Source organism: Shewanella sp. DNRA4 (genome assembly GCF_012843185.1).
In the GTDB taxonomy this organism is placed as follows: domain Bacteria; phylum Pseudomonadota; class Gammaproteobacteria; order Enterobacterales; family Shewanellaceae; genus Shewanella; species Shewanella xiamenensis.
The window spans coordinates 206,946-227,946 of record NZ_JABAIP010000008.1 but is presented as its reverse complement, the minus strand read 5'-3'; the positions used below and the strand labels follow the sequence as shown (position 1 = coordinate 227,946).

The 21,001-nt window shown below is 45.5% G+C and carries 23 protein-coding genes and 3 tRNA genes; 11 read left to right on the top strand and 15 right to left on the bottom strand.

The annotated features are described in order from the left end of the window. Positions 1-13: 13 nt before the first annotated feature. The 3 genes from HG547_RS10950 to HG547_RS10940 form a co-directional block, all read right to left on the bottom strand. Positions 14-89 (bottom strand) — tRNA-Phe (locus tag HG547_RS10950). 453 nt (positions 90-542) lie between these two features. Next, positions 543-618 (bottom strand) — tRNA-Thr (locus tag HG547_RS10945). A 16-nt stretch (positions 619-634) separates the two neighbouring features. Then, positions 635-710 (bottom strand) — tRNA-Phe (locus HG547_RS10940). Positions 711-1,097: 387 nt separating this feature from the next. On the opposite strand from HG547_RS10940, the gene HG547_RS10935 reads away from it, so the two are divergent. Beyond that, positions 1,098-1,649, top strand: a complete 552-nt coding sequence (locus HG547_RS10935) for a cytochrome b (RefSeq protein WP_047533772.1) — start codon at positions 1,098-1,100, stop codon at positions 1,647-1,649. A gap of 4 nt (positions 1,650-1,653) precedes the next feature. Then, on the top strand, positions 1,654-2,229 hold the full coding sequence (locus HG547_RS10930; RefSeq protein ID WP_047533770.1) for a YceI family protein: 576 nt from the start codon (positions 1,654-1,656) through the stop codon (positions 2,227-2,229). 72 nt (positions 2,230-2,301) lie between these two features. Here HG547_RS10930 and HG547_RS10925 read toward each other — a convergent pair whose 3' ends face one another. Further along, the gene (locus HG547_RS10925; protein WP_037420816.1) at positions 2,302-2,580 is read right to left on the bottom strand and encodes an oxidative damage protection protein; all 279 of its coding nucleotides are present in this window, start codon (positions 2,578-2,580) and stop codon (positions 2,302-2,304) included. Positions 2,581-2,589: 9 nt separating this feature from the next. After that, a complete protein-coding gene (gene mutY / locus HG547_RS10920; RefSeq protein WP_047533766.1) occupies positions 2,590-3,702 on the bottom strand; it encodes an A/G-specific adenine glycosylase in 1,113 nt (370 codons plus the stop codon). A 179-nt stretch (positions 3,703-3,881) separates the two neighbouring features. Between mutY and trmB the strand changes: the two genes are divergently transcribed. From trmB to HG547_RS10895, 5 genes are all read left to right on the top strand, one after another. Next, positions 3,882-4,598 carry a tRNA (guanosine(46)-N7)-methyltransferase TrmB gene (gene trmB / locus HG547_RS10915; RefSeq protein ID WP_037420811.1) on the top strand — a complete coding sequence of 239 codons (717 nt, stop codon included), beginning with the start codon at positions 3,882-3,884 and terminating at the stop codon, positions 4,596-4,598. 47 nt (positions 4,599-4,645) lie between these two features. Then, the gene (locus HG547_RS10910) at positions 4,646-4,972 is read left to right on the top strand and encodes a YggL family protein (protein ID WP_037420808.1); all 327 of its coding nucleotides are present in this window, start codon (positions 4,646-4,648) and stop codon (positions 4,970-4,972) included. After that, positions 4,972-5,886 (top strand): glutaminase B, encoded by a 915-nt coding sequence (gene glsB, locus HG547_RS10905; protein WP_011621971.1) that lies wholly within the window; start codon positions 4,972-4,974, stop codon positions 5,884-5,886. The genes HG547_RS10910 and glsB overlap by 1 nt, the downstream gene beginning before the upstream one ends. Positions 5,887-6,064: 178 nt before the next feature. Then, entirely contained in the window at positions 6,065-6,886 is an 822-nt protein-coding gene (locus HG547_RS10900) for a YggN family protein (RefSeq protein WP_169547848.1), read from the top strand. A 404-nt stretch (positions 6,887-7,290) separates the two neighbouring features. After that, the gene (locus tag HG547_RS10895; RefSeq protein WP_011625622.1) at positions 7,291-8,232 is read left to right on the top strand and encodes a LysR family transcriptional regulator; all 942 of its coding nucleotides are present in this window, start codon (positions 7,291-7,293) and stop codon (positions 8,230-8,232) included. Positions 8,233-8,857: 625 nt separating this feature from the next. On the opposite strand, the gene HG547_RS10890 is transcribed toward HG547_RS10895, so the two are convergent. The 8 genes from HG547_RS10890 to HG547_RS10855 form a co-directional block, all read right to left on the bottom strand. Further along, positions 8,858-10,705 carry a DUF885 domain-containing protein gene (locus HG547_RS10890; RefSeq protein WP_169547847.1) on the bottom strand — a complete coding sequence of 616 codons (1,848 nt, stop codon included), beginning with the start codon at positions 10,703-10,705 and terminating at the stop codon, positions 8,858-8,860. Positions 10,706-10,857: 152 nt separating this feature from the next. After that, entirely contained in the window at positions 10,858-12,015 is a 1,158-nt protein-coding gene (gene hemW, locus HG547_RS10885; RefSeq protein ID WP_169547846.1) for a radical SAM family heme chaperone HemW, read from the bottom strand. Further along, positions 12,015-12,632, bottom strand: a complete 618-nt coding sequence (gene rdgB / locus HG547_RS10880; RefSeq protein ID WP_144375268.1) for an RdgB/HAM1 family non-canonical purine NTP pyrophosphatase — start codon at positions 12,630-12,632, stop codon at positions 12,015-12,017. The genes hemW and rdgB overlap by 1 nt, the downstream gene beginning before the upstream one ends. A gap of 114 nt (positions 12,633-12,746) precedes the next feature. Beyond that, entirely contained in the window at positions 12,747-13,181 is a 435-nt protein-coding gene (locus tag HG547_RS10875) for a DUF4426 domain-containing protein (RefSeq protein ID WP_169547845.1), read from the bottom strand. Between the two features lie 73 nt (positions 13,182-13,254). Beyond that, entirely contained in the window at positions 13,255-13,545 is a 291-nt protein-coding gene (gene yggU / locus HG547_RS10870) for a DUF167 family protein YggU (RefSeq protein WP_144375264.1), read from the bottom strand. Then, positions 13,545-14,093, bottom strand: coding sequence for a YggT family protein (locus HG547_RS10865; RefSeq protein WP_169547844.1), 549 nt, complete (start codon positions 14,091-14,093; stop codon positions 13,545-13,547). Before HG547_RS10865 ends, yggU begins: the two co-directional genes overlap by 1 nt. Positions 14,094-14,167: 74 nt before the next feature. Further along, positions 14,168-14,986, bottom strand: coding sequence for a pyrroline-5-carboxylate reductase (proC, locus tag HG547_RS10860; protein ID WP_037420781.1), 819 nt, complete (start codon positions 14,984-14,986; stop codon positions 14,168-14,170). Positions 14,987-15,209: 223 nt separating this feature from the next. Next, positions 15,210-15,923: a YggS family pyridoxal phosphate-dependent enzyme gene (locus tag HG547_RS10855; RefSeq protein WP_037420778.1), complete on the bottom strand. Its 714-nt coding sequence runs from the start codon at positions 15,921-15,923 to the stop codon at positions 15,210-15,212. A 35-nt stretch (positions 15,924-15,958) separates the two neighbouring features. Between HG547_RS10855 and HG547_RS10850 the strand changes: the two genes are divergently transcribed. From HG547_RS10850 to hemH, 4 genes are all read left to right on the top strand, one after another. Next, positions 15,959-16,996, top strand: a complete 1,038-nt coding sequence (locus HG547_RS10850) for a type IV pilus twitching motility protein PilT (RefSeq protein WP_037420775.1) — start codon at positions 15,959-15,961, stop codon at positions 16,994-16,996. A 9-nt stretch (positions 16,997-17,005) separates the two neighbouring features. Continuing rightward, on the top strand, positions 17,006-18,118 hold the full coding sequence (locus HG547_RS10845) for a PilT/PilU family type 4a pilus ATPase (protein WP_037420771.1): 1,113 nt from the start codon (positions 17,006-17,008) through the stop codon (positions 18,116-18,118). Positions 18,119-18,289: 171 nt separating this feature from the next. Continuing rightward, complete coding sequence (locus tag HG547_RS10840) at positions 18,290-18,823, top strand: glutathione peroxidase (RefSeq protein WP_037420768.1); 534 nt, start codon at positions 18,290-18,292, stop codon at positions 18,821-18,823. A 68-nt stretch (positions 18,824-18,891) separates the two neighbouring features. Beyond that, positions 18,892-19,875: a ferrochelatase gene (gene hemH, locus HG547_RS10835; protein WP_211164613.1), complete on the top strand. Its 984-nt coding sequence runs from the start codon at positions 18,892-18,894 to the stop codon at positions 19,873-19,875. 63 nt (positions 19,876-19,938) lie between these two features. Here hemH and ruvX read toward each other — a convergent pair whose 3' ends face one another. Both ruvX and HG547_RS10825 read right to left on the bottom strand, forming a co-directional pair. After that, positions 19,939-20,364, bottom strand: a complete 426-nt coding sequence (ruvX, locus tag HG547_RS10830) for a Holliday junction resolvase RuvX (RefSeq protein ID WP_037420762.1) — start codon at positions 20,362-20,364, stop codon at positions 19,939-19,941. Between the two features lie 29 nt (positions 20,365-20,393). Next, a complete protein-coding gene (locus HG547_RS10825) occupies positions 20,394-20,957 on the bottom strand; it encodes a YqgE/AlgH family protein (protein ID WP_169547842.1) in 564 nt (187 codons plus the stop codon). Positions 20,958-21,001 lie beyond the last annotated feature (44 nt).

Genomic DNA, 21,001 nt, shown 5'->3' with positions numbered 1-21,001 from the left:
TACTGCTGAATAATGGTGCCCGAACCCGGAATCGAACCAGGGACACGAGGATTTTCAATCCTCTGCTCTACCGACTGAGCTATTCGGGCAACTAAACTAAGCGTTAGTTGTCTACTTCAAATCGTGAGTTTAACACCCCATTCGTTCGAAGTGCGCGTATCATATAGTGCACGCTTTCAGTGTGCAAGCCCTTTTAATTCGACTGGCCAAGTATTAAACAAAATGCGCAATATTTATTGCTTTACTTGAATGTGCAAAGCTTAATTAGCCTAACTATCAATGGCTTAATACAATTAAATAGTGGGAGGCGCGAATAACACCTTAGTCTCTGCCTCCGAACTTTGAAAATTGGCAAAGTTAAGTGTAAAGCCGTAAATCAATATTTGTTTGAAGGTTTCAGGAGCATCAGGAGCAAAAGTCGAGCTTGGAAACCGCTGCAATTATCGAGAGTAGGTTGGCTGTGACTTAGAGTGGAGTTATATGATTTGATTGAAATCCCAGATACAAAAAAGCCACTCAATGAGTGGCTTTTTTGTTTTTTATGGTGCCGGCACCAAGAGTCGAACTCGGGACCTACTGATTACAAGTCAGTTGCTCTACCAACTGAGCTATGCCGGCTTATACTGCTGAATAATGGTGCCCGAACCCGGAATCGAACCAGGGACACGAGGATTTTCAATCCTCTGCTCTACCGACTGAGCTATTCGGGCAACTAAACTAAGCGTTAGTTGACTACTTAAAACTGACAACTCAATGCTGTCTCGTTCGAAGTGCGGCTATATTAGCGAGGGTATTTAGCCGCTGCAAGTGCTTTTTCCTGATAAATGATGTGTTCGACTGTTTAATGTGCACTTTGGCTGTTTTTTATCTATAAACCTATCAAAATCGGTTCAGTTTAATATCACTAAGTTGTATTTCCACTCGAATATATTGCCTTTACTAACCTTGCTATCAGCTTCAAAACGTTAAAATGGCAAACATTCTAAATTTTAGAAAGATATGAGCTATTTTTACTGATTTTAGTTTTTAATTTTCGTTCTATGATAATGACTATTATTTAATTATGTGGCAGAAGTATAAAGGTTCGGAGTGGCAGTATGTTTAGAAATACTAAGTTAAGTTATGGACTTATTGCTATTGCAAGCCATTGGTTGAGCGCTGTAGCCGTGATTGGATTATTTGCCATGGGGGTTTGGATGGTTGAGTTGACCTACTACAGCCCATGGTACAAAACGGCGCCACATTGGCATAAAAGCGTCGGGATTTTGCTGCTGGCGGTAACGTTATTTCGTTTAGTTTGGCGTTTGATTAATCCAAAGCCTGCACCAGAGCAAAATCATCAGCCATGGGAAAAGGTTACTGCCCAGATTGCCCATGGCGCGATTTACCTCTTATTACTGCTGATTATGGCCGCAGGCATTTTGATTTCAACGGCAGAGGGGCGAGGAATTATGGTGTTTGACTGGTTTGAGTTACCTGGTCTGACGCCGCTGATTGAAAATCAGGCTGATATAGCGGGGGATATTCATCAATATGCCGCCTATAGCTTGATTGCTTTGGTTGTACTGCATGCCTTAGGTGCTCTAAAGCACCATTTTATCGATAAAGATTCAACATTACTCAAGATGATTAAATTTAACCGAGGATAATATAATGAAAAAACAACTATTAGCGGCTTTGATTGGCGGGTCTTTACTGGTTCCTATGGCTGCATCTGCTGCCGATTATGTGATTGATCGTGAAGGTGCCCATGCCTCTATTACCTTTAAAGTGAGTCACTTAGGTTATAGCTATGTGGTTGGCCGTTTTAATGATTTCAGCGGTGATTTCAGCTACGACGCTAAAAATCCAGCTGCAGCCAAAGTGAATGTAAAAGTGAACACCTTAAGTGTGGATTCAAACCATGCTGAGCGTGATAAACACATCCGTAGCGCTGACTTTTTAAATGCTGCTAAATTTGCCGAAGCGACTTTCGTTTCTACTTCGGTTGAAGATAAAGGTAATGGCGATATGGTTATCAAGGGTAACTTCACGCTAAACGGTGTGACTAAACCGTTGGCTATTCAAGCGCATGCTGTGGGTGAAGGTCAAGATCCTTGGGGCGGATATCGTGCCGGCTTTACCGGTACTACCACGTTTGCGATGAAAGATTATGGCATCAAGATGGACTTAGGTCCGGCATCTGCCAATGTTGAATTAGATTTAGTGGTAGAAGGTGTGCGTAAGTAAGCACGCCATTTCTCCTGTAACAAAAAAGCGCCCTTAGGCGCTTTTTTGCTATTTATGGATAGGCGCTTAGGCTTATTCTTGATCTTTTTCAGGCACAAAGCCTTCAATTTCAACGTCTTTACCTTCGAACAGGAAGGATGTCATTTGCTCTTCTAAAAACTTACGATCATCAACATTCATCATGTTGAGTTTCTTTTCGTTAATCAGCATGGTCTGTTTTTTCTGCCATAGGCCCCAAGCTTCTTTACTGATGTTATCAAAAATGCGTTTACCTAAATCACCTGGATACAGTTGAAAGTCTAGGCCGTCGGCTTCTTTATTTAAATATACGCAATTGACTGTACGCGCCATGATTATTCCTTACTGCTTACTGACTGTAGCGGTTATGAGTGACTCCAAATTGGCTAGCACACGCTCGGTTGCGGCGGCGAGCCCCACTTTGGAAGGTTGATTTATGTTATACCAGAGAGACTGATTTTGTTCCATGACTGCGCCCACGATCTGTTTACCCGCGGTTTGCTTGTCGTAGCCATTCGCGTGACTATCTAAATTCAGTAGCATGGGCTGAATATCTAAATGAAAGTGGCTAAAGGTATGCCTAAAACCAATTAATGGTTCGAGTTGAGCGGCTTTATAACCTTGGGCCTCAAGCTCTGCATTGAGTGCGGCTTGAGTATTAAACTCGGGGAAGCACCAGAGTCCGCCCCAAATGCCTGCAGGAGGGCGCTTAGCCAAGAAGACTTGATTATCTTTGAGCAAAACCAACATCCAAGCAGATTTCTCTGGGATAGTTTTCTTCGGTTTTTTACCCGGGAAATCGGTTTGCCTACCCATAAGTTGGGCCTTGCAATCGACAGCAACAGGGCAAGCGGCGCAATTTGGTTTGCTGCGAGTACAAATACTGGCACCAATATCCATCATGGCTTGGTTATATTTTTGAATATCCTGCTCTGGCGTTAACTGTTCAGTTAATTGCCAGAGTTGCTCCTCCACTGGTTTTTGTCCAGGCCAGCCCGCAATCGCGCCATGTCTTGCTAGGACGCGCTTAACATTGCCATCGAGGATCGGATGCTGCTGCCCAAGTGATAGGGATAGCACAGCACCCGCTGTCGAGCGGCCAATACCTGGCAGTGCAAGCACTTTCTCAAAATTCGTCGGGAATTGTCCTTGATATTCATCGCGGATCATCTTAGCGGCTTTATGCAGATTGCGAGCCCTAGCGTAATAACCAAGGCCAGTCCAATGGTGCAATACTTCATCATCCGGCGCGTTAGCGAGGGCTAATACATCGGGGAAACGCGTCATAAAACGCTGGTAATAGGGAATAACAGTCGCCACCTGAGTTTGTTGCAGCATAATCTCTGAAACCCATACACTATATGGGGTTTTATCTTGCTGCCAAGGGAGGGTTTTACGACCGTGGGTGTCGTACCAATTAACGATACGTGTTGCAAAGGAGGCTGTAGATTTCATCGGCGCAGTGTAGCGGGAGATAGGGCGGCAAACAAGTCACTCTCACAGGAAAAACAGTGCTAGATTCGCTCCGGCGAAGAATCTTGTTATACTTCGCCTCCATTAGTGCTTGCACTGTAAGTTGAACTTTGGATAATGCCCTTCTTTTTAGAGGGTGTTGTCCACGAGACGAGGCAAAAATGAGCGAAGTCACTACCGCTGAATTTAATGAAGAAGGCAAGTATCTGCGTAAGATCAGAAGCTTTGTCCTAAGAGAAGGGCGTTTGACTAAAGGTCAAGCGCAAGCCATTGAGACTCAGTGGCCAACAATGGGCTTAGATTACAGCCCAACACCATTGGATTTAGCCGAAGTTTTTGGCCGCGAAGCTGACACTGTACTGGAGATTGGTTTCGGTATGGGCGCATCTTTAGTGCAAATGGCGCAAGAAGCACCAGAGCTGAACTTTATCGGTATTGAAGTCCATAAGCCTGGTGTTGGCTCATGCTTAAGTGATGCCGCTGCCGCGGGCGTGACCAATCTTCGTGTGTATCACCATGATGCGATGGAAGTATTAGAACATGCGATTGCCGATGGCAGCCTGACGCGTGTGCAGTTGTTCTTCCCCGATCCTTGGCATAAAAAGCGCCACCACAAACGCCGTATCGTACAAGCTGAATTTGCCGAATTGATCCGCCGTAAGCTGAAGATCGGCGGTGTATTCCACATGGCAACCGACTGGGAAAACTACAGCGAACATATGCTGGAAGTGATGAATGTGGCGAGCGGTTACAAGAATCAATCTGCCGATGGTACTGTTGTACCGCGTCCGGATCATCGTCCACTCACGAAATTTGAAGCCCGCGGTCATCGCCTTGGCCATGGCGTATGGGATCTGATGTTCGAGCGTATCGCTTAATATCGTTATCTTTTTATTGGTTTTTTAACACAACGGGGAAAATCACTATGGCAACGAATCGTAGCCGTCGTTTACGTAAGAAAATGCGTGTCGATGAATTCCAAGAGTTAGGTTTTGACATCACTTGGACGTTCGATGCATCTGTCTCTGAAGCTGAAATTGATGCAACTGTCGATAAGTTTATTGATGAGGTGATTGAAGCCCGTAAGCTAGGCTTCCATGGCGGTGGTCATATCGAATGGGAAGGTATTATTGCGACCCAAACTATCGGTAAGTGCACCGAGGAAGATATCGCTGCTGTTAAGGCATTCTGGGCGGGTCAAAAAGTGACTCAACTCGAAGTTAGCGAACTGTACGATATCTGGTGGAGTTAATGCCAGAACAGGCGTTATTAGAGGAAGTGGTCGACAAAGTTCGACCCTTGCTCGGCCAAGGAAAGGTTGCTAATTATATCCCTGCGCTCGCCAATGTTGATGCTGGCAAATTGGGCATAGCCGTGACCACTATTGACGGTGAAACCATAGGCGCAGGCGATTACCTTGAGCCATTTTCAATTCAAAGTATTTCTAAAGTTTTCAGCTTAACCTTAGCGCTAACTTTATATGAAGAAACAGAAATTTGGAGCCGCGTCGGCAAAGAACCCTCTGGACACTCCTTCAATTCATTAGTCCAAGTCGAACTCGAGCGGGGTAAACCTCGCAATCCCTTTATTAATGCTGGCGCATTAGTCATCGCTGACTTATTACAGAGCCGTTTAGGGGCACCTAAGCATAGGATGTTGGAATTGGTCAGGGCGCTGAGTCAAAACGATAAAGTTTGTTTCGATAAGCAAGTGGCGGATTCTGAATATCAGCATAGTGCTCGCAATGCGGCCATCGCCTATCTGATGAAATCCTTCGGCAATTTTCAAGGTGATGTCGATACAGTGCTGCGCACTTATTTTCATTACTGCGCCTTAAAAATGAACTGCGCCGATCTATCGCGGGCGATGCTGTATTTAGCTAATCGCGGTAAAACTTTAGACGGTACCGAGCTTATTTCGCAAGTGCAGACTCGGCAGTTAAATGCCCTGTTAGCAACCTCTGGCTTGTACGATGGCGCTGGTGAGTTTGCCTATCGTGTCGGAATGCCAGGCAAAAGTGGTGTCGGTGGCGGCATTATTGCGGTGATCCCTGGGGAGCTCTCGGTCTGCGTTTGGTCACCCGAATTAGACAATCAAGGCAATTCCCTCGCGGGGACGGCGATGCTTGAGCATCTCAGCCAGCGTCTCGGACGTTCAATCTTCTGATTTAACTCTTTTATTAGCACTGTTAGGCTAAATATTGGTGAAAATCACTAATCTGCTATCGGTGCTAATTTTTATAACTCCATACTAATCATATTGTTACAGAGTTGGCACATCTTCTGCTATTTGTCTTTTAGCATGTTAGCTTAGTCGAATTACTCAGATTAAAGGATGAACCACAATGAAAATAAATACGCTATTAACTGGAGTGGCATTATCGGGCGTTATTTTAGGTGCTTCTGGCTTGCAATCAGCACAAGCGAAAACCGAGCCGCAAATTGATGAGCGCTGTGAGGTTTCCCTTAATTATGATGTGAGAGTCGAACCTAAAAAATTAGTGATGAGTGAGAAGGGCGCCGAGAAGTATCGTATCGAGGTTGACAAGTTATACGTTGAAGGCAAGCAGGTAACTTTAACTGATAAGCAGAAGAAGCTAGTTAGCCAATATGCCGATGAGGTGTCAACTCAGGTACCTGAGGTGATTGAATTAGTCAATGAAGCGGTTGCACTAGCCTCTCAAGCTGTGAGTATGGCGTTAACGCCACTGATGGGCGATGCCGCTGGCGCTAAGTTTGATGAGATGATGGCGAGCGTGCAGAAGCGTGTCGATGCCGTAGCCTACAAGCAGGGCGATAGTTTTTACCTTGGTGCGACCGAAGAGTCGATGCAAAACACTTTTAACGACGAATTTGAACAGGAAATGGAGCAAGTCGTGCAAAACTCCATTGGCACTCTGATGATGAACATCGGTGGCCAAATTCTTGCCGGCGATGGTGAGTCCTTCGATGCTAAGATGGAGGCATTTTCACAAAAAATGGATAGATTAGGCGATGATATTGAGCAGCAAATTGAATCCCAATCCAAGGGGATTGAAGCGAAAGCCGACCGTTTATGTGACCGTTTTGAAAACCTGCTAGTGCTTGAAAATCAACTGCGTAAAGAAGTGCCTGAGTTAGCACCCTATGTATTGACGCAAAACACTCACCACGAATTGCGTGAGTAGATATCGCAGAAGATATCTAAGGGAGTAAACTGGTTTTTACGCTAGAACGTTTGCCTAGCTGGCAAAATGAATAAAGCAGTTTAAATGATCAATGCCTCAGCACCTTTGTGTTTGGGGCTTTTTATTGGGGAATGGTTACCAAGCACCTTGATATTAATCCCAATGCTTGCGGCTATTTAGTGTGGAATGTTACATTCTTCAGACTAATGTTTGGTATACTCTTAAAATATAATGAAAAGCTGGCAACTCAGTCAGATAAAACACTCTACTTTAGCTGACTTTTTCGGTTTAAATCTCTACAACGAACCCATTTGCTGTGAGATATTAAGGCGTTATGGAATGCTGCATTCCTGCGTTATTCCGAAAGTTTAAATCACTGTCGAAACTGCTTAAGGCGACTTTCCATGTTAGAACTGTTAGAACCTATTGCGATTTTTACTCATGTGGCCAGAGCCGGAAGTTTCAGTGCGGCCGCAAGAAGGCTTGGGATCTCTAAATCTAAGGTTAGTACGCAGGTAGCCGATCTCGAGCATAGACTCGGTGTTCAACTGATCCAGCGTACTACTCGCAGCTTAAGTTTGACTGAAGCTGGGCATTTGTTATATCTGCAAGGTGAAGAGTTACTCCGCGATGCTGAGCAGGCGATTGCTAGCGTGCATAATTTAAACGATGCAACCCGCGGCGTGTTAAAGGTGGGTATTTCTCAGTCCTTTGGCGCTATGCATATCATTCCCGCACTGCCATCCTTTATGGCAAAACACCCTGAGCTCGAACTGCAAGTCAGTTTGCTTGATCATAAGGTGGATGTGGTCAGTGAAGGTTTAGACTTACTGTTAACTATGTCTGAGCAGCTTCCTCTTGGTATGGTGGCGCGACCTTTGATGAAGTGTCAGTTCCTACTCGTTGCCTCACCCGATTATATTGCTAAACATGGCGAACCTTCGCGTCCAGAGCAATTGGTCGACCATAACTGCTTGGTGTATCAAGGTGAGTGGCATGAGCACAGTATGTGGCAGTTTAAAAAGGGCGATGATTACTGTGAGATAGGTGTCTCAGGTAACTTTAGGGTGGATAACGCTCCTGCTTTAAAATCAGCTGCGATCAGTGGCTTAGGGGTTGTGTATCTTGCTAGTTACTTGATGGAAGATGAGATCGCTAAAGGTACCTTGGTGCCACTATTGAGAGATTGGCAATTGACTCATCATTTACCGCTACAGGCGGTGTACCCACGTCGTAAGCATTTAGCGCCTAAGGTGAGTGCTTTCATTGAGTTTATTAAAGACCATATTGGTAATCCGCCTTATTGGGATATCCCTTATGCTGAACTTTTCAGTGAGCGTCAGTAATTTTGGAAACATTGTTCTTAAAATGCGTTTAATGCGTTTTGGAAGCGTTTGTCGATATTTTAAGTTAAATAAAATCAGCTGCTTACATGTTTTTGGTCTTGCATTTTAGTTTGGTTTTTTAGCATTGTCTAAAACAAGTTTTTGAAGCTTGTATTGAAGTCTGTTCTTAAATGAATACAATGATTGCCAGATGATTCGGAATGACCTGAGTCCTATGCTTTTATTGGAAATGACCCCTTTCGATATGAGTGTACAGGTCTGCAATATTGCGGTTTCGAATCACCGCCAGCAGAAGTTTGCGAACTAAAACAATGTTGGCTTTTAAACCATCATCCTAGTTTTTGGTTTACCTCAGCTTATTAGGCTGAGGTAATTTTTTTCTGATGGTTTAATCGTGGGAAATGAGTTTTGTCTCTCTGTACCCTAAAGTCACACCGAGTGTTAAGTATTGAGCTTAATTCATCAAATATAGTGATCCACAGTGAGATAGGGTATTATGACCAAGCTGGTGATAAACCCAATAAAAAAGCCACTTGATAGTGGCTTTTTTATTGGCTGCGATTTAATCACTTCATTCGCAACGGTGTTCAAGGGAGACTAGCGTGAGCCTCCCAAGGTTTCACGCTTAGGCTTTGTTAACACTGGCAATCCATTGATCGACTTGCTCTTCCAGCACATCCAAAGGCAGCGCGCCATTTGCCAAGACTAAAGTATGGAAATCCCGGATATCAAACTTATCACCCAGTTGTTTTTCCGCCTTGTGTCTCAGTTCGAGTAACTTAATCATCCCAACTTTATAGGCTGTGGCTTGCGATGGCATAACGATATGACGCTCCACCATTTTCTTCGCATCGGATTTTGCGTTAGGGGTATTATCGACGTAATAAGCAATCCCTTGTTCGCGGGTCCATTGCTTAGCGTGGATCCCGGTATCGACCACTAAACGGCAAGCTCGCCATAACTCCATCGCCAGTCGACCAAAATCGGAGTATGGATCGGCATATAAGCCCATTTCTTTCGGGAAAGACTCACTGTAGAGCCCCCAACCTTCGATATAGGCGGTATAGCCACCGAACTTACGGAACTTAGGAATATCCTTCAGCTCCTGCGAAATGGCGATTTGCATATGGTGGCCAGGGATCCCTTCGTGGTAAGCCAGTGCTTCCATTTGGTATTTGGGCATGGCCTTAATATCGTAGAGATTAGCGTAGTAGCTGCCAGGACGAGAGCCATCGGGCGCCGGTTGTTCATAAAAGGCTTTACCCGCAGATTTCTCCCTAAAGGCTTCAACCTGTTTGACTATCATGGCTGCCTTTGGCTTGACCTTAAAGACTTCATCCAAGCGTGAGCGCATATTATCGATAAGCTTGGTCGCATCGACTAAATATGCCGCCTTGCCTTCGGCGGTATTTGGATAATAGAACTGTGGATCATCGCGCATAAAGGTGAAGAATTCTTGCAAGGTGCCGTTAAAATTCACCTTTTTCATAATGGCGCGCATTTCATTATGGATGCGTTCCACTTCGGCAAGACCAAGTTGATGGATTTCATCCGCCGTCATGTGGGTAGTCGTCGTGCGTGCAAGGGCATTGTTATAAAATGCCTCGCCGTCGGGGAGTTTCCAAACTCCATCGCGGGTATCGGCCTTGGCTTCTAAGGTTTTGATATAGGCGATAAGCGTCTTGTATGCAGGCTCAACTTGCGAGACTAGTGCTTTTTCTGCATCGGCAATCAGTTGGGCTTTTTCTGCTTCGGAGATGCTGAGTGCATTCACTTTTTTGCGAAAATCCGCCAACAGTGCACTGTCTTCGCCTTTATCGAAGGGGGCGCCTTTAATGATGTTTTGGCTGTCAGATATCACGTAACCGAACACAAATTTAGGCGCAATAATGCCTTTCTCAGCACGAACTTCGAGAGCTTTTTGTAATTGAGTTAAGCGCTTGGGTACCCCATTTAGGCGGCTGATATAGGCTTTAGCATCGCTGACATCGGTGATCTGGTGTTGATTAATCAGGAAGGAGGCGATCATCGAGTGGCCGCCATGCATCTGATTTACTGGGTAGTTATGGTAACGCCACTGATAGTCTTTGATATCGTTATTCAGGTTTTGGGTGAGTAACGTCAGGCTTAGGCGAGTTTGGGGGTCAAGCTTACTCGCATCCAGTTGATTCACTTCGGCCAGTTGTTTCTTCGTGCGCGCCAATTCACGGGCATCCGCCTCGTCGCCAATGTCATCCCACTTATCATAGTCCTGCTTAATGCCCATATAGGTTTGCGCAATTGGGCTTGCCATGATGTTTTCCATGAAGATGGTTTCAAACAAGGCGTTGGCTTTTTCTGACTCGCTTTGGGCGGCAATACTTTTACTGGTTACATTATGTGAGTCATTTAAGCTGGGCACTGCATAGGAAGGCAGTACAAGCAGGGCGGAGAGAGTAAATGCGACTAAGCTGATGTTCGTTTTTATTGGCATGATCAGGCTTCCTTAACAATGTTCAGGCAATTCTAAAGAAGCAGGGGAAAAATGTATGAATATAAATGTTAGAAAATGTGTTAGCCATAATAGATATCTCATCGAGAAACCTAGGCTAACACATTATTTATACGGGGAATTTAATCAGTGAATTAACAAAATTGCGTTAGTAAATCGTTCACAAACATGTGACCTTTACTGGTTAATTGCCAATGTTCAGCTGATTCGGTGAGTAAACCCCGTTGTTTGGCCTTTTCCATCCCATCCTTTAAGGTGTCTCGGTGTAAACCGGTTCTGTCTTCAAACTCTTGTTTAGGGATTGGCGTCATTAGGCGCAGACGATTCATCAAGTATTCGAGGGCGCGATCTTCTTGAGCGACTTCAGTTTGTTCGAAGGTATAGTTGCTGGCCGCTAAATAACCTTTAGGGTGTTTAATTTTGACCGTACGAATGATGCGATTTTCTTCAGGTAAGGTCACTTTGCCATGGGCACCGCAGCCTATACCTAAATAATCGCCGAACTGCCAATAGTTAAGGTTATGCCGGCACTGATAGCCAGGTTTGGCATAGGCCGAGATTTCATACTGCTCATAACCGAGTGCCGCTAACTTTTGTTGCCCTTGTTCGTAGATCTGCCAGAGATCTTCATCGTCGGGCAGTTGCGGTGGCTTGGAGTGAAACAGGGTATTGGGCTCAATCGTCAATTGATACCAAGACAAATGCGGAGGATTGAGTGCGGCTGCGGTATCGATATCTGCCATGGCTTCGGTGAAACTTTGATTCGGAAGTCCATGCATCAAATCCAAATTAAAACTTAAATAACCCGCTTGGCTGGCTTTTTGGGCGGCGGTTTGGGCTTCGTTTTGATCGTGAATTCGCCCCAGCAGATTAAGCTTATCCTTAGAAAAGCTTTGTACCCCAATCGATAACCGGGTGACCCCGGCGGCGCGGTAGGCGCTAAAGTCATCGTGCTCTAGGGTGCCTGGGTTGGCCTCCATGGTGATTTCAATATCGTCACTGAAGGGAATGAGCGCATTGGCACCATCTAATATCCGTTTGATTTGATTGGCATCAAACAGAGACGGCGTTCCACCACCAATAAAAATAGTGTGCAGCTTACGGCCCTGTACTAAGTGCAAGTCTTGGTGTAAGTCCGCTAGCAGCGCATCCACATAGGCCTTTTGGGGTAATTCGCCATTTTGCCCATGGGAGTTAAAGTCGCAGTAAGGGCATTTTTGTACACACCAAGGGATATGGATGTACAAGCTCAATGGCGGCAGGGTTAACTGAGATGACACATTAACTGACATTATTGGGCGTTCCCGTCGGTAAATACGCCTTTTGCCTGCATGGCAGCAATCAGTTGCACTAACGCTTTACCACGGTGACTCAAGGCATTTTTCTCGTCACTGCTCATTTGGGCGGCGCTGCAATCATGGTGTTCTGGAATAAAAATCGGATCGTAACCATGGCCGTTGTCACCCCGTTGTACGAAATCGATTTGGCCTTCCCACGCGGCTTGGCAAATGATTGGCGTTGGGTCTTTCGCATGGCGCATATAGACTAAAACGCATTGGAATCTGGCCGTACGCGGCGCAGGATTATCCTTTAATGTGTCTAAGAGTTTTAACACATTGTCTTGATCCTTGGCATTCTCCCCTGCATAGCGCGCAGAGTAGATGCCAGGTGCACCTTGGAGTAAATCGACTTCTAATCCCGAGTCATCGGCAATGGCGGCAAGTCCAGTAATTTGTGCCGCATGTCTGGCTTTGATAATGGCGTTTTCGACAAAGGTGGTGCCCGTTTCGGCCACTTCGCTAACGTTAAATTGGCTTTGTGGCAGCACTTTTACGCCGTAGGCGGCGAGCATTTGATCGAATTCGGCAAGTTTACCTTTATTGCCACTGGCGAGGACGATTTGTTGCATGGGATACCTATTTCATTGAGCGATGTTTACGGCGGCAATAATACCCAAGCTTGGCGGTAAAGGACAGAAAAAGGCAGGACGATAATTGGTATCGTCCTGCCTGTGAGGCTGAAATTATTCGACGTAGAACTTTTGTTTAAACTGTAGGTTAGTATTCAGCTGGTTCCTAAACTTGATGGCGATGTTGAAATTAATCTCTTGATCGTCGCGGTATGGGACTTCAGCAATATAGTAAATGGCCTTACCTTCACGGATTTCTCTAAATTTTAAATCGATACGCGCATCGAGTAAGTTATTGGCAACACCGGTGATTTCAACAGGCACGGCGGGTGAGCCTTCTTCACTCGTATCTAATACCGCGATGTTGATAATACCTTTGTAGCTACTACGCTCAATGCCATAGGTTTTAGCAATACTGGTGGTCAGAAAGGTACTTCCTAACGCGATATAATGAATATCAAAATTACCGACGGTTTCTTTTTGCTCGGCATTAGCGACACCACAAAGGCTAGCTGTTAATGCGAGCATGATTAGGAGGTTACGTAACATAATGTTGTACCTTAACTTAATATGAGAGATTGCTTGATTATATGTATCTGAACCTAGACTTCCAACGCTGTGTTTATTCGAGCAGTGTCGCGATTTCTGTCGGGACGTTTTTAGGACCGCTAATCCGTACCTGTTTATGGCGCCCCAATTCGCCCTTAAGGATGTGAACATCGCTTTTAGGGACTTTAAAGGCCTTGGCTAAATACTTGCTTAAATGGGCATTAGCCTTGCCATCAATAGGCGGGGCGGTAATGGCGACTTTTAACTCATCACCATGAAGCCCAACTATCTGATCGCGACTCGCTTTAGGTTGAATATACAAATTAAGCAGCAAGTCGCCTTGCTGCATAATGACTGCGCTCATTAAATCACGGCCCAAAAAGGTACGTATTGCGCCAACAGCATGTTGATAAAGTTCATGCCGATAATCACCAACATTACCGACAGATCTAAGCCACCAATTGGCGGAATGATGCGGCGCACTGGGGCCAAAATGGGCTCGGTTAATTGCCCCATAATCATCACGATCGGATTATAGCCTTGATTGAACCAGCTCAAAATCGCCCGGATGATCAACATCCAAAACAGCAAAATGCCCGTCTGTTTGATGACAGTGACAAGCGCAAATACAAAGAACAGCACAATATCAATAGCGCCACCGGCGATAAGGCTCAATAGCAAGACTTTTACGATGACAACCAATAATGCCAACACAAACGAGGCTGTATCAAATCTTCCTATTGATGGGACCACTCGGCGCATTGGGGCGATGAGTGGGTGAGTTGCTTTCACGATAAATTGACTAAAAGGGTTATAAAAATCGGCCCGTGCCAAGGGGAGCCAGAGCCGCAAAATCACTACCATCAAATACAAATCGAAGAGTGTGCTGATCAAGAAGGTTAATGCATTCATCGAGATTTCTGCCTATATGAGTCCAATTAAAAACGCCCGTTATCTTTGTTTGAGCCGTCGGGAAAGTGGTTTAATTAAAATGTTTTTGCCATTTCTTCTGCGCGATTAATGCAGTTTTCCATGGCATTTTTTACGACGCCACGGAGATCTGCCGCTTCGAATGTGGCGATGGCTTGCGCCGTTGTTCCACCTTTAGAGGTGACATTTTCCCGTAAATTACCCAGCGTGAGCTCAGGATTTTGTTTAGCCATCATAGCAGCACCAAGGGCGGCTTGCTGCACTAAGCTTCTAGCTTTGGCTTCGTCCATGCCCATTTGTTTACCCGCATCAATCATCGATTCCATCAGCAGGAAGAAATATGCTGGTGAGCTACCAGCAAGGGCAATGACTTGATTAATTTCAGATTCTTCATTTACCCACACTATTTCACCGCCGCTGGACATCAATCGTTCAGTAATGGCTTTTTGTGCATCCGATAGGGGTTGCGGTGCGTAGAGTCCCGTCATGCCGACGCCGATTTGCATTGGGGTGTTTGGCATAGTGCGAACCAGCGTGATGGGTTGTGCTAAATACTGGCTGTAGCGTTCAGCTTTAATCCCTGCGGCAATAGTAATGATCAGCTTGTTAGACATATCAATGTCTTGCAGTGCTTGGCAGACTGGTTCCATTAACTGCGGCTTAACGGATAATACGATGACATCGGCATCTTGGGCGGCGCTGACATTATCTTGGGATACACGCACACCAAAGTCGTGAGCGAGGGCGTCGAGTTTACCTTGGCTTGGGTTGGTCGCCTGAACCTGTGATGCTGGATAACCACTACGAATTAAGCCGCTGATAATACTACGGGTCATATTGCCCGCGCCGATAAAGCAGATTTTTTGTTGACTCATGTGTACCCCATAATGTCTGGCCTAGGGCTGAATCCTATGGTTCAGCGATGACAAAATTAGACCGGATAAAAATTTCTATTTAATGTCTCTTTACAGTATTTGGGCTTTAGCTTGTAAAAACAAGACCAAATACCGAGTCAGTCGCTATACCTTAGTTTTCAATCTGTGATAGCGACAGTTGGCAATGGCCTCTTTAATGGCAATAGGTTTGATACTTATCGACTCAATTGATAGTTTCTTTTGAGGAATAATCCCGCTCTCCAAAGATGGCGCTGCCAATGCGCACCATGGTTGAGCCGCACTCGATAGCGATGTCCAAATCATTACTCATGCCCATTGATAGTGTATCGACATCGGGATAATGCTGTTTCAGTGTCTCGAATAACTGCTTGAGCTCGGTAAGTTCCCGGGTTTGCTGGGTAATGTTATCGGTTGCAGTGGGAATAGCCATTAAGCCTCTGAGCCTTAACTGCGGCAGTTGGCTGATGATATTGGCTAGCGGTAGCATTTGCTCGGCATCGATACCAGATTTTGTGTCTTCATCACTGATGTTGATTTGAATACACACGTTAAGTGGCGCAAGGTGAGTGGGGCGCTGCTCATTAAGCCGCTGGGCAATTTTTTCTCGGCTAAGGGTGTGCATCCAATCGAAGTGCTGGGCAACTAAGGCGGTCTTATTGGATTGTAGAGGCCCAATAAAATGCCATTCAATATCGGGATGAGTATCTTTTAGCGCTTCAATTTTTGTCGCACCTTCTTGAACATAGTTCTCACCAAAGCAACGCTGGCCTGCATTATAGGCGGCTATAATATCTGCGATAGGTTTAGTTTTACTGACGGCAAGTAAGCGAATAGTGTGAGGTAAGCGTGCGCATTTTTGCGCCGCTTGCGCGATCCTGCTCTGGGCGTGGGCGAGTCTGTCTGCTATTGTTGTCATGATGTAATTATCTAGTTGCAAGGATATCCCAAACTATGGAAATCACTGAGTTATTAGCTTTTAGTGTAAAACACAAAGCCTCGGATCTACACCTCTCTGCAGGGATATCTCCCATGATCCGTGTCGACGGTGAAGTGAGAAAAATCAATCTGCCCGCGCTCGATCATCAGGGTGTACACAGCCTTGTTTATGACATTATGAATGATAAACAACGCAAGGACTTTGAAGAACATTTAGAAATCGACTTTTCGTTCGAAGTCCCTAATTTAGCGCGTTTCCGTGTGAACGCCTTTAACCAATCTCGCGGCGCTGCGGCGGTATTTCGTACCATTCCCAGTGATATCTTGTCACTTGAGCAGCTAGGTGCGCCTGAAATTTTTAAAAAAATTGCCAGTTTTCCCCGTGGGTTAGTGTTAGTCACTGGGCCTACAGGTTCGGGTAAGAGTACCACACTTGCGGCCATGGTCGATTACATCAATGAAAACCGCCATGATCATATCTTAACCATTGAAGACCCAATCGAATTTGTTCATCCCAACAAGCAATGTTTGATTAACCAACGGGAAGTGCATCGCCATACCCACAGCTTTAACGCGGCACTGCGTAGCGCACTGCGTGAAGACCCTGACGTTATCCTCGTGGGTGAGATGCGTGACCTTGAAACTATTCGTCTGGCGATGACGGCGGCTGAAACGGGTCACTTAGTTTTTGGTACCTTACACACCACCTCGGCGGCTAAGACTATTGACCGTGTGGTTGACGTTTTCCCTGCCGGTGAAAAGGACATGGTGCGTACCATGTTGTCTGAATCATTACAGGCGGTTATTTCACAAACCCTGATTAAGAAAATCGGTGGTGGCCGTGTGGCTGCCCACGAAATTATGATGGGTACGCCCGCTATCCGAAATCTTATCCGTGAAGATAAAGTGGCGCAGATGTACTCTGCCATTCAAACGGGGATGGCCCATGGCATGCAAACTCTTGAGCAGTGTCTGCAAAACTTAGTTAACCGTGGCCTCATCACCCGTGAGGATGCCATGGCGAAGAGCTCAAACAAACAAGCGACGTTTTAAGGATTTATGATGGATGTCCGTCCGTTTTTAAAAGTCATGGTGGAGCGTAAAGCCTCGGACTTGTTTATTACCGCAGGGTTTCCGCCTAGCGCCAAAATTGATGGCGAGTTACGCCCATTAGCCGAGAGTGCCTTCACGCCCGCGCAGTCTTTGGATTTTGTCGAGTCCGTGATGACGGAGGCGCAAAAGAAGGAGTTTCACACGACTCGCGAGTGTAACTTTGCTTTTGCGGTTAAGGAGTTGGGGCGTTTTCGCGTCAGCGCATTCTGGCAGCGTGAGTCTCCTGGTTGTGTTATGCGCCGGATTGAGACCAAAATCCCTGAAGTGGATGATTTAAAACTGCCACCGATTTTAAAAGATCTGGTGATGAGTAAGCGTGGACTTATCATCATGGTGGGGGGGACAGGGACCGGTAAATCGACTTCCTTAGCAGCATTAGTCGGTTATCGCAATGCCCATGCCCGCGGGCATATCTTGACGATTGAAGACCCTGTGGAATTTGTTCACGATCATCGCAAAAGTATCATTACCCAACGTGAAGTGGGCATAGATACAGAGTCCTTTGATGCGGCGCTGAAAAGCTCGTTGCGTCAGGCGCCTGATGTGATCCTTATCGGTGAAATTCGAACCCAAGAAACCATGGAATTTGCGCTCTCCTTTGCTGAAACGGGCCATCTGTGTATGGCGACACTGCATGCTAACAATGCTAACCAAGCATTAGACCGGATTATGCACTTAGTGCCAGAAAGTAAACATCAACAGCTATTATTCGATTTGTCACTCAACCTGCGCGGTATTGTGGCGCAGCAGCTGGTGGCTAAAGTTGATGGAACAGGTCGCCGGGCGGCGATTGAAGTCTTGATCAATACGCCACGTGTCGCGAGTTTGATTGCTAAAAATGAACTGCATCTACTCAAAGAAACCATGGCCAAATCGAATGAGCAAGGCATGCAGACCTTTGACCAAGCTCTGTTAAAGCTCTATGTCGATGGGGAGATCAGTTATGCCGACGCGCTTCACCATGCTGACTCACCCAACGACTTGCGGTTAATGATTAAATTGCAAAATAAAGAACCCGCCAGTTCGAGCTTTATGGAAGGCGTGACCTTGGATATGGATTAATCCTATTTTGTCGTGTGTTAAAGCAGCTCGATTGAGCTGCTTTTTTATCAGCTAAAGCAATCGATAACTCCTTGTAGCTTTTATTTTTTTATTCAATATGATCTTGACCGTAGCAAGTGACGTAATAAGAATAAGTTCGCCTATCTTGGATCATTGAATAAGAAGGACATTATGATGAAACTCCCGCTATTTATCTTGACTAGCTTGATGAGCACCAGCGCTTTGGCGGCAACATGCCCAAGCTACCTTGATGTTGAAGTGCGTAAATTGCACTCAGAACAGAGCGTTAACTTATGTGAGCTCACTCAGGGTAAGCCTGTGCTGCTGGTCAATACCGCGAGTAATTGTGGTTATACGCCGCAATTTAAAGCCTTAGAAGCACTCCATCAACAATATAAAGATAAAGGGTTAGTGGTAATTGGTTTCCCTTCGGATGATTTTTTCCAAGAGGAGAATGATGAAAAAGACACAGCTAAGGTGTGCTACATCAACTATGGTGTCACCTTCACCATGCTCGCGACGTCTCCCGTCCGAGGTAGTGATGCTAACAGTGTATTCAAATACTTAGGCGATAAAGCTGGCTCACCCAAGTGGAATTTCTACAAATACGTAGTGAGTGGCGATGGCAATACTGTGCAGCAATTTAATTCTAAGGTTAAACCCGATAGTGCCGAGCTTAAGCAGGCAATAGAATCCGTGCTTTAATGCCCAATTTATTCATTTACAAATTTTAAGAGGCTACTTTGGCTAGGTTTTCAGGATTATCAAAAGAGATGGGTCACGCAACGCGTGGCAAAGTGGGTGTGTTGTTACTTAACCTTGGCACGCCAGATGCGCCAACGGCATCGGCCGTAAGGCGTTACCTTGCAGAGTTTTTATCCGACCCTCGGGTGGTAGAAATTCCAAAACTCCTCTGGATGCTGATTTTACATGGCATAGTGCTGCGCGTTCGCCCAGCAAAGTCCGCGGCACTTTATCAAAAGGTGTGGACAGAAGCTGGGTCGCCACTGATGGATATCAGTTTGCGGCAAACGGCTAAATTGTCTGATAAATTAACCGCCGATGGTTATCCAGTGTCGGTTCACTTAGCTATGCGCTATGGTAACCCTTCAGTGGCAAACACGTTACAGGATATGCATAAGCAAGGGATTGATAAGATAGTTGTTTTACCCTTATATCCCCAATATGCTGCGCCGACAACGGGTTCCGCTTTTGACGCTATTGCCAAGGAACTTTGTCAATGGCGCTATTTGCCCTCGCTGCATTTTATTAATACTTATCACGATAACCCTGAGTTTATTGCTGCATTAGTCAATTCGATTCGTGCCGATTTTGACAAACATGGCAAGCCACAAAAGTTAGTGCTGTCTTACCATGGTATGCCTGAGCGTAATCTTCATCTGGGTGACCCCTATTATTGTTTTTGCATGAAGACCACTCGTCTTGTGGCTGAGCAATTGGGTTTGGCCAAAGATGAATTTGCGATTACATTCCAGTCACGTTTTGGTAAAGCTAAATGGTTACAACCTTACACGGATGCGACGATGGCGGCTCTGCCGAGTCAAGGTGTGCGTGATGTTGCGATTGTATGTCCAGCATTTAGTGCCGATTGTTTAGAGACGTTAGAAGAGATCGTGGGCGAAAATGGCCATATCTTTACTCATGCTGGGGGGGAGAAGTTCCGTTATATTCCAGCGCTAAATGATAATGATGACCATATCAGCATGATGGCGAGCTTGGTTAAACCCTATCTGTAAGCTTTATAACAGTTGAGATAAAAAAGGATAGCTCAGGCTATCCTTTTGTTTTGATATCGCTCATTAGTCGCCGAAATGATTTTCAAAATAGCTTTCGACAATCAATACGGCTGACACAGCATCAACTTGACCTTTGGTGAGGGCTTTGAAGCCGCCGAGTTCAAATAGCCTAGCTTTTGCATCTGTGGTGGTGAGTCTTTCATCCTGAGTGACAATTTTGACCCCAAACTTAGCGTTTAGTCGGTTGGCAAATTTTCTTGCTCTGTGGGTCATTTCTTGTTCTGTGCCATCCATGTTGAGCGGTAAACCCACGACGACTAAATCGGGTTGCCACTCTTGGATGAGTTTGGCTATTTCATCCCAATTTGGAATGCCATCAACGGCCTTAAGAGATAAAAGTGGTGTTGCGCTGGAGGTAATTTGTTGCCCTACGGCAACGCCGATGCTTTTTGTACCAAAATCAAAACCTAACACGGTTTTAGTATTCATCTGATATTAACTCGTTAAATAAAGTGAGATTAAGCGTGGCCTGCCTGTGTTGAAAGTTGCCAAGCCTCAAATCCCAGTGAACGGCTAGCTTGTTGCCATCTATCTTCGTGGTTTACTTCGAAGAGTAAGGTGTGATCAGCGGGGATCGTAAGCCAAGAGTTATCGGCAAGTTCTTGCTCTAACTGATTTTTACTCCAGCCAGCATAACCTAATGCTACGAGAAACTTATCTGGTGAGCGCTTACTGCCTATAGCGGTTAATACGTCTCGAGATGTGGTAAGCATCAGTCCCGAGCATAATTCCGTACTATTGGCCCAATAGGGTTGGGAAGTATGTAGTACAAAACCTCTATCTTGGGAAACTGGCCCGCCCATTAAGACTTGCGCTCCCATTGCAAAATCGGCAGACACTTGCTCTGTTGGGAGATCCATCTGCTCGAGCAATGAGTTAACTTCAATGCCCAGCGGTTTATTAATCACTAGTCCCATGGCGCCTTTTTCATCGTGCTCACATAAATAGATGACGGTGCGCTCAAAAAAAGTGTCATCGAGTGATGGCATGGCGATTAAAAAATGGTTCTGCAAACTCTCCATTAAATGCTCCGTTCAGCCCACATGCATTGATCGATAGATAAAAT

Coding starts and splice junctions, on each gene's coding strand:
- HG547_RS10935 (WP_047533772.1), top strand. CDS start 1,098: ATGTTTAGAAATACTAAGTTAAGTTATGGACTTATTGCTATTGCAAGC.
- HG547_RS10930 (WP_047533770.1), top strand. CDS start 1,654: ATGAAAAAACAACTATTAGCGGCTTTGATTGGCGGGTCTTTACTGGTT.
- HG547_RS10925 (WP_037420816.1), bottom strand. CDS start 2,580: ATGGCGCGTACAGTCAATTGCGTATATTTAAATAAAGAAGCCGACGGC.
- mutY (WP_047533766.1), bottom strand. CDS start 3,702: ATGAAATCTACAGCCTCCTTTGCAACACGTATCGTTAATTGGTACGAC.
- trmB (WP_037420811.1), top strand. CDS start 3,882: ATGAGCGAAGTCACTACCGCTGAATTTAATGAAGAAGGCAAGTATCTG.
- HG547_RS10910 (WP_037420808.1), top strand. CDS start 4,646: ATGGCAACGAATCGTAGCCGTCGTTTACGTAAGAAAATGCGTGTCGAT.
- glsB (WP_011621971.1), top strand. CDS start 4,972: ATGCCAGAACAGGCGTTATTAGAGGAAGTGGTCGACAAAGTTCGACCC.
- HG547_RS10900 (WP_169547848.1), top strand. CDS start 6,065: ATGAAAATAAATACGCTATTAACTGGAGTGGCATTATCGGGCGTTATT.
- HG547_RS10895 (WP_011625622.1), top strand. CDS start 7,291: ATGTTAGAACTGTTAGAACCTATTGCGATTTTTACTCATGTGGCCAGA.
- HG547_RS10890 (WP_169547847.1), bottom strand. CDS start 10,705: ATGCCAATAAAAACGAACATCAGCTTAGTCGCATTTACTCTCTCCGCC.
- hemW (WP_169547846.1), bottom strand. CDS start 12,015: ATGTCAGTTAATGTGTCATCTCAGTTAACCCTGCCGCCATTGAGCTTG.
- rdgB (WP_144375268.1), bottom strand. CDS start 12,632: ATGCAACAAATCGTCCTCGCCAGTGGCAATAAAGGTAAACTTGCCGAA.
- HG547_RS10875 (WP_169547845.1), bottom strand. CDS start 13,181: ATGTTACGTAACCTCCTAATCATGCTCGCATTAACAGCTAGCCTTTGT.
- yggU (WP_144375264.1), bottom strand. CDS start 13,545: ATGAGCGCAGTCATTATGCAGCAAGGCGACTTGCTGCTTAATTTGTAT.
- HG547_RS10865 (WP_169547844.1), bottom strand. CDS start 14,093: ATGAATGCATTAACCTTCTTGATCAGCACACTCTTCGATTTGTATTTG.
- proC (WP_037420781.1), bottom strand. CDS start 14,986: ATGAGTCAACAAAAAATCTGCTTTATCGGCGCGGGCAATATGACCCGT.
- HG547_RS10855 (WP_037420778.1), bottom strand. CDS start 15,923: ATGACAACAATAGCAGACAGACTCGCCCACGCCCAGAGCAGGATCGCG.
- HG547_RS10850 (WP_037420775.1), top strand. CDS start 15,959: ATGGAAATCACTGAGTTATTAGCTTTTAGTGTAAAACACAAAGCCTCG.
- HG547_RS10845 (WP_037420771.1), top strand. CDS start 17,006: ATGGATGTCCGTCCGTTTTTAAAAGTCATGGTGGAGCGTAAAGCCTCG.
- HG547_RS10840 (WP_037420768.1), top strand. CDS start 18,290: ATGATGAAACTCCCGCTATTTATCTTGACTAGCTTGATGAGCACCAGC.
- hemH (WP_211164613.1), top strand. CDS start 18,892: ATGGGTCACGCAACGCGTGGCAAAGTGGGTGTGTTGTTACTTAACCTT.
- ruvX (WP_037420762.1), bottom strand. CDS start 20,364: ATGAATACTAAAACCGTGTTAGGTTTTGATTTTGGTACAAAAAGCATC.
- HG547_RS10825 (WP_169547842.1), bottom strand. CDS start 20,957: ATGGAGAGTTTGCAGAACCATTTTTTAATCGCCATGCCATCACTCGAT.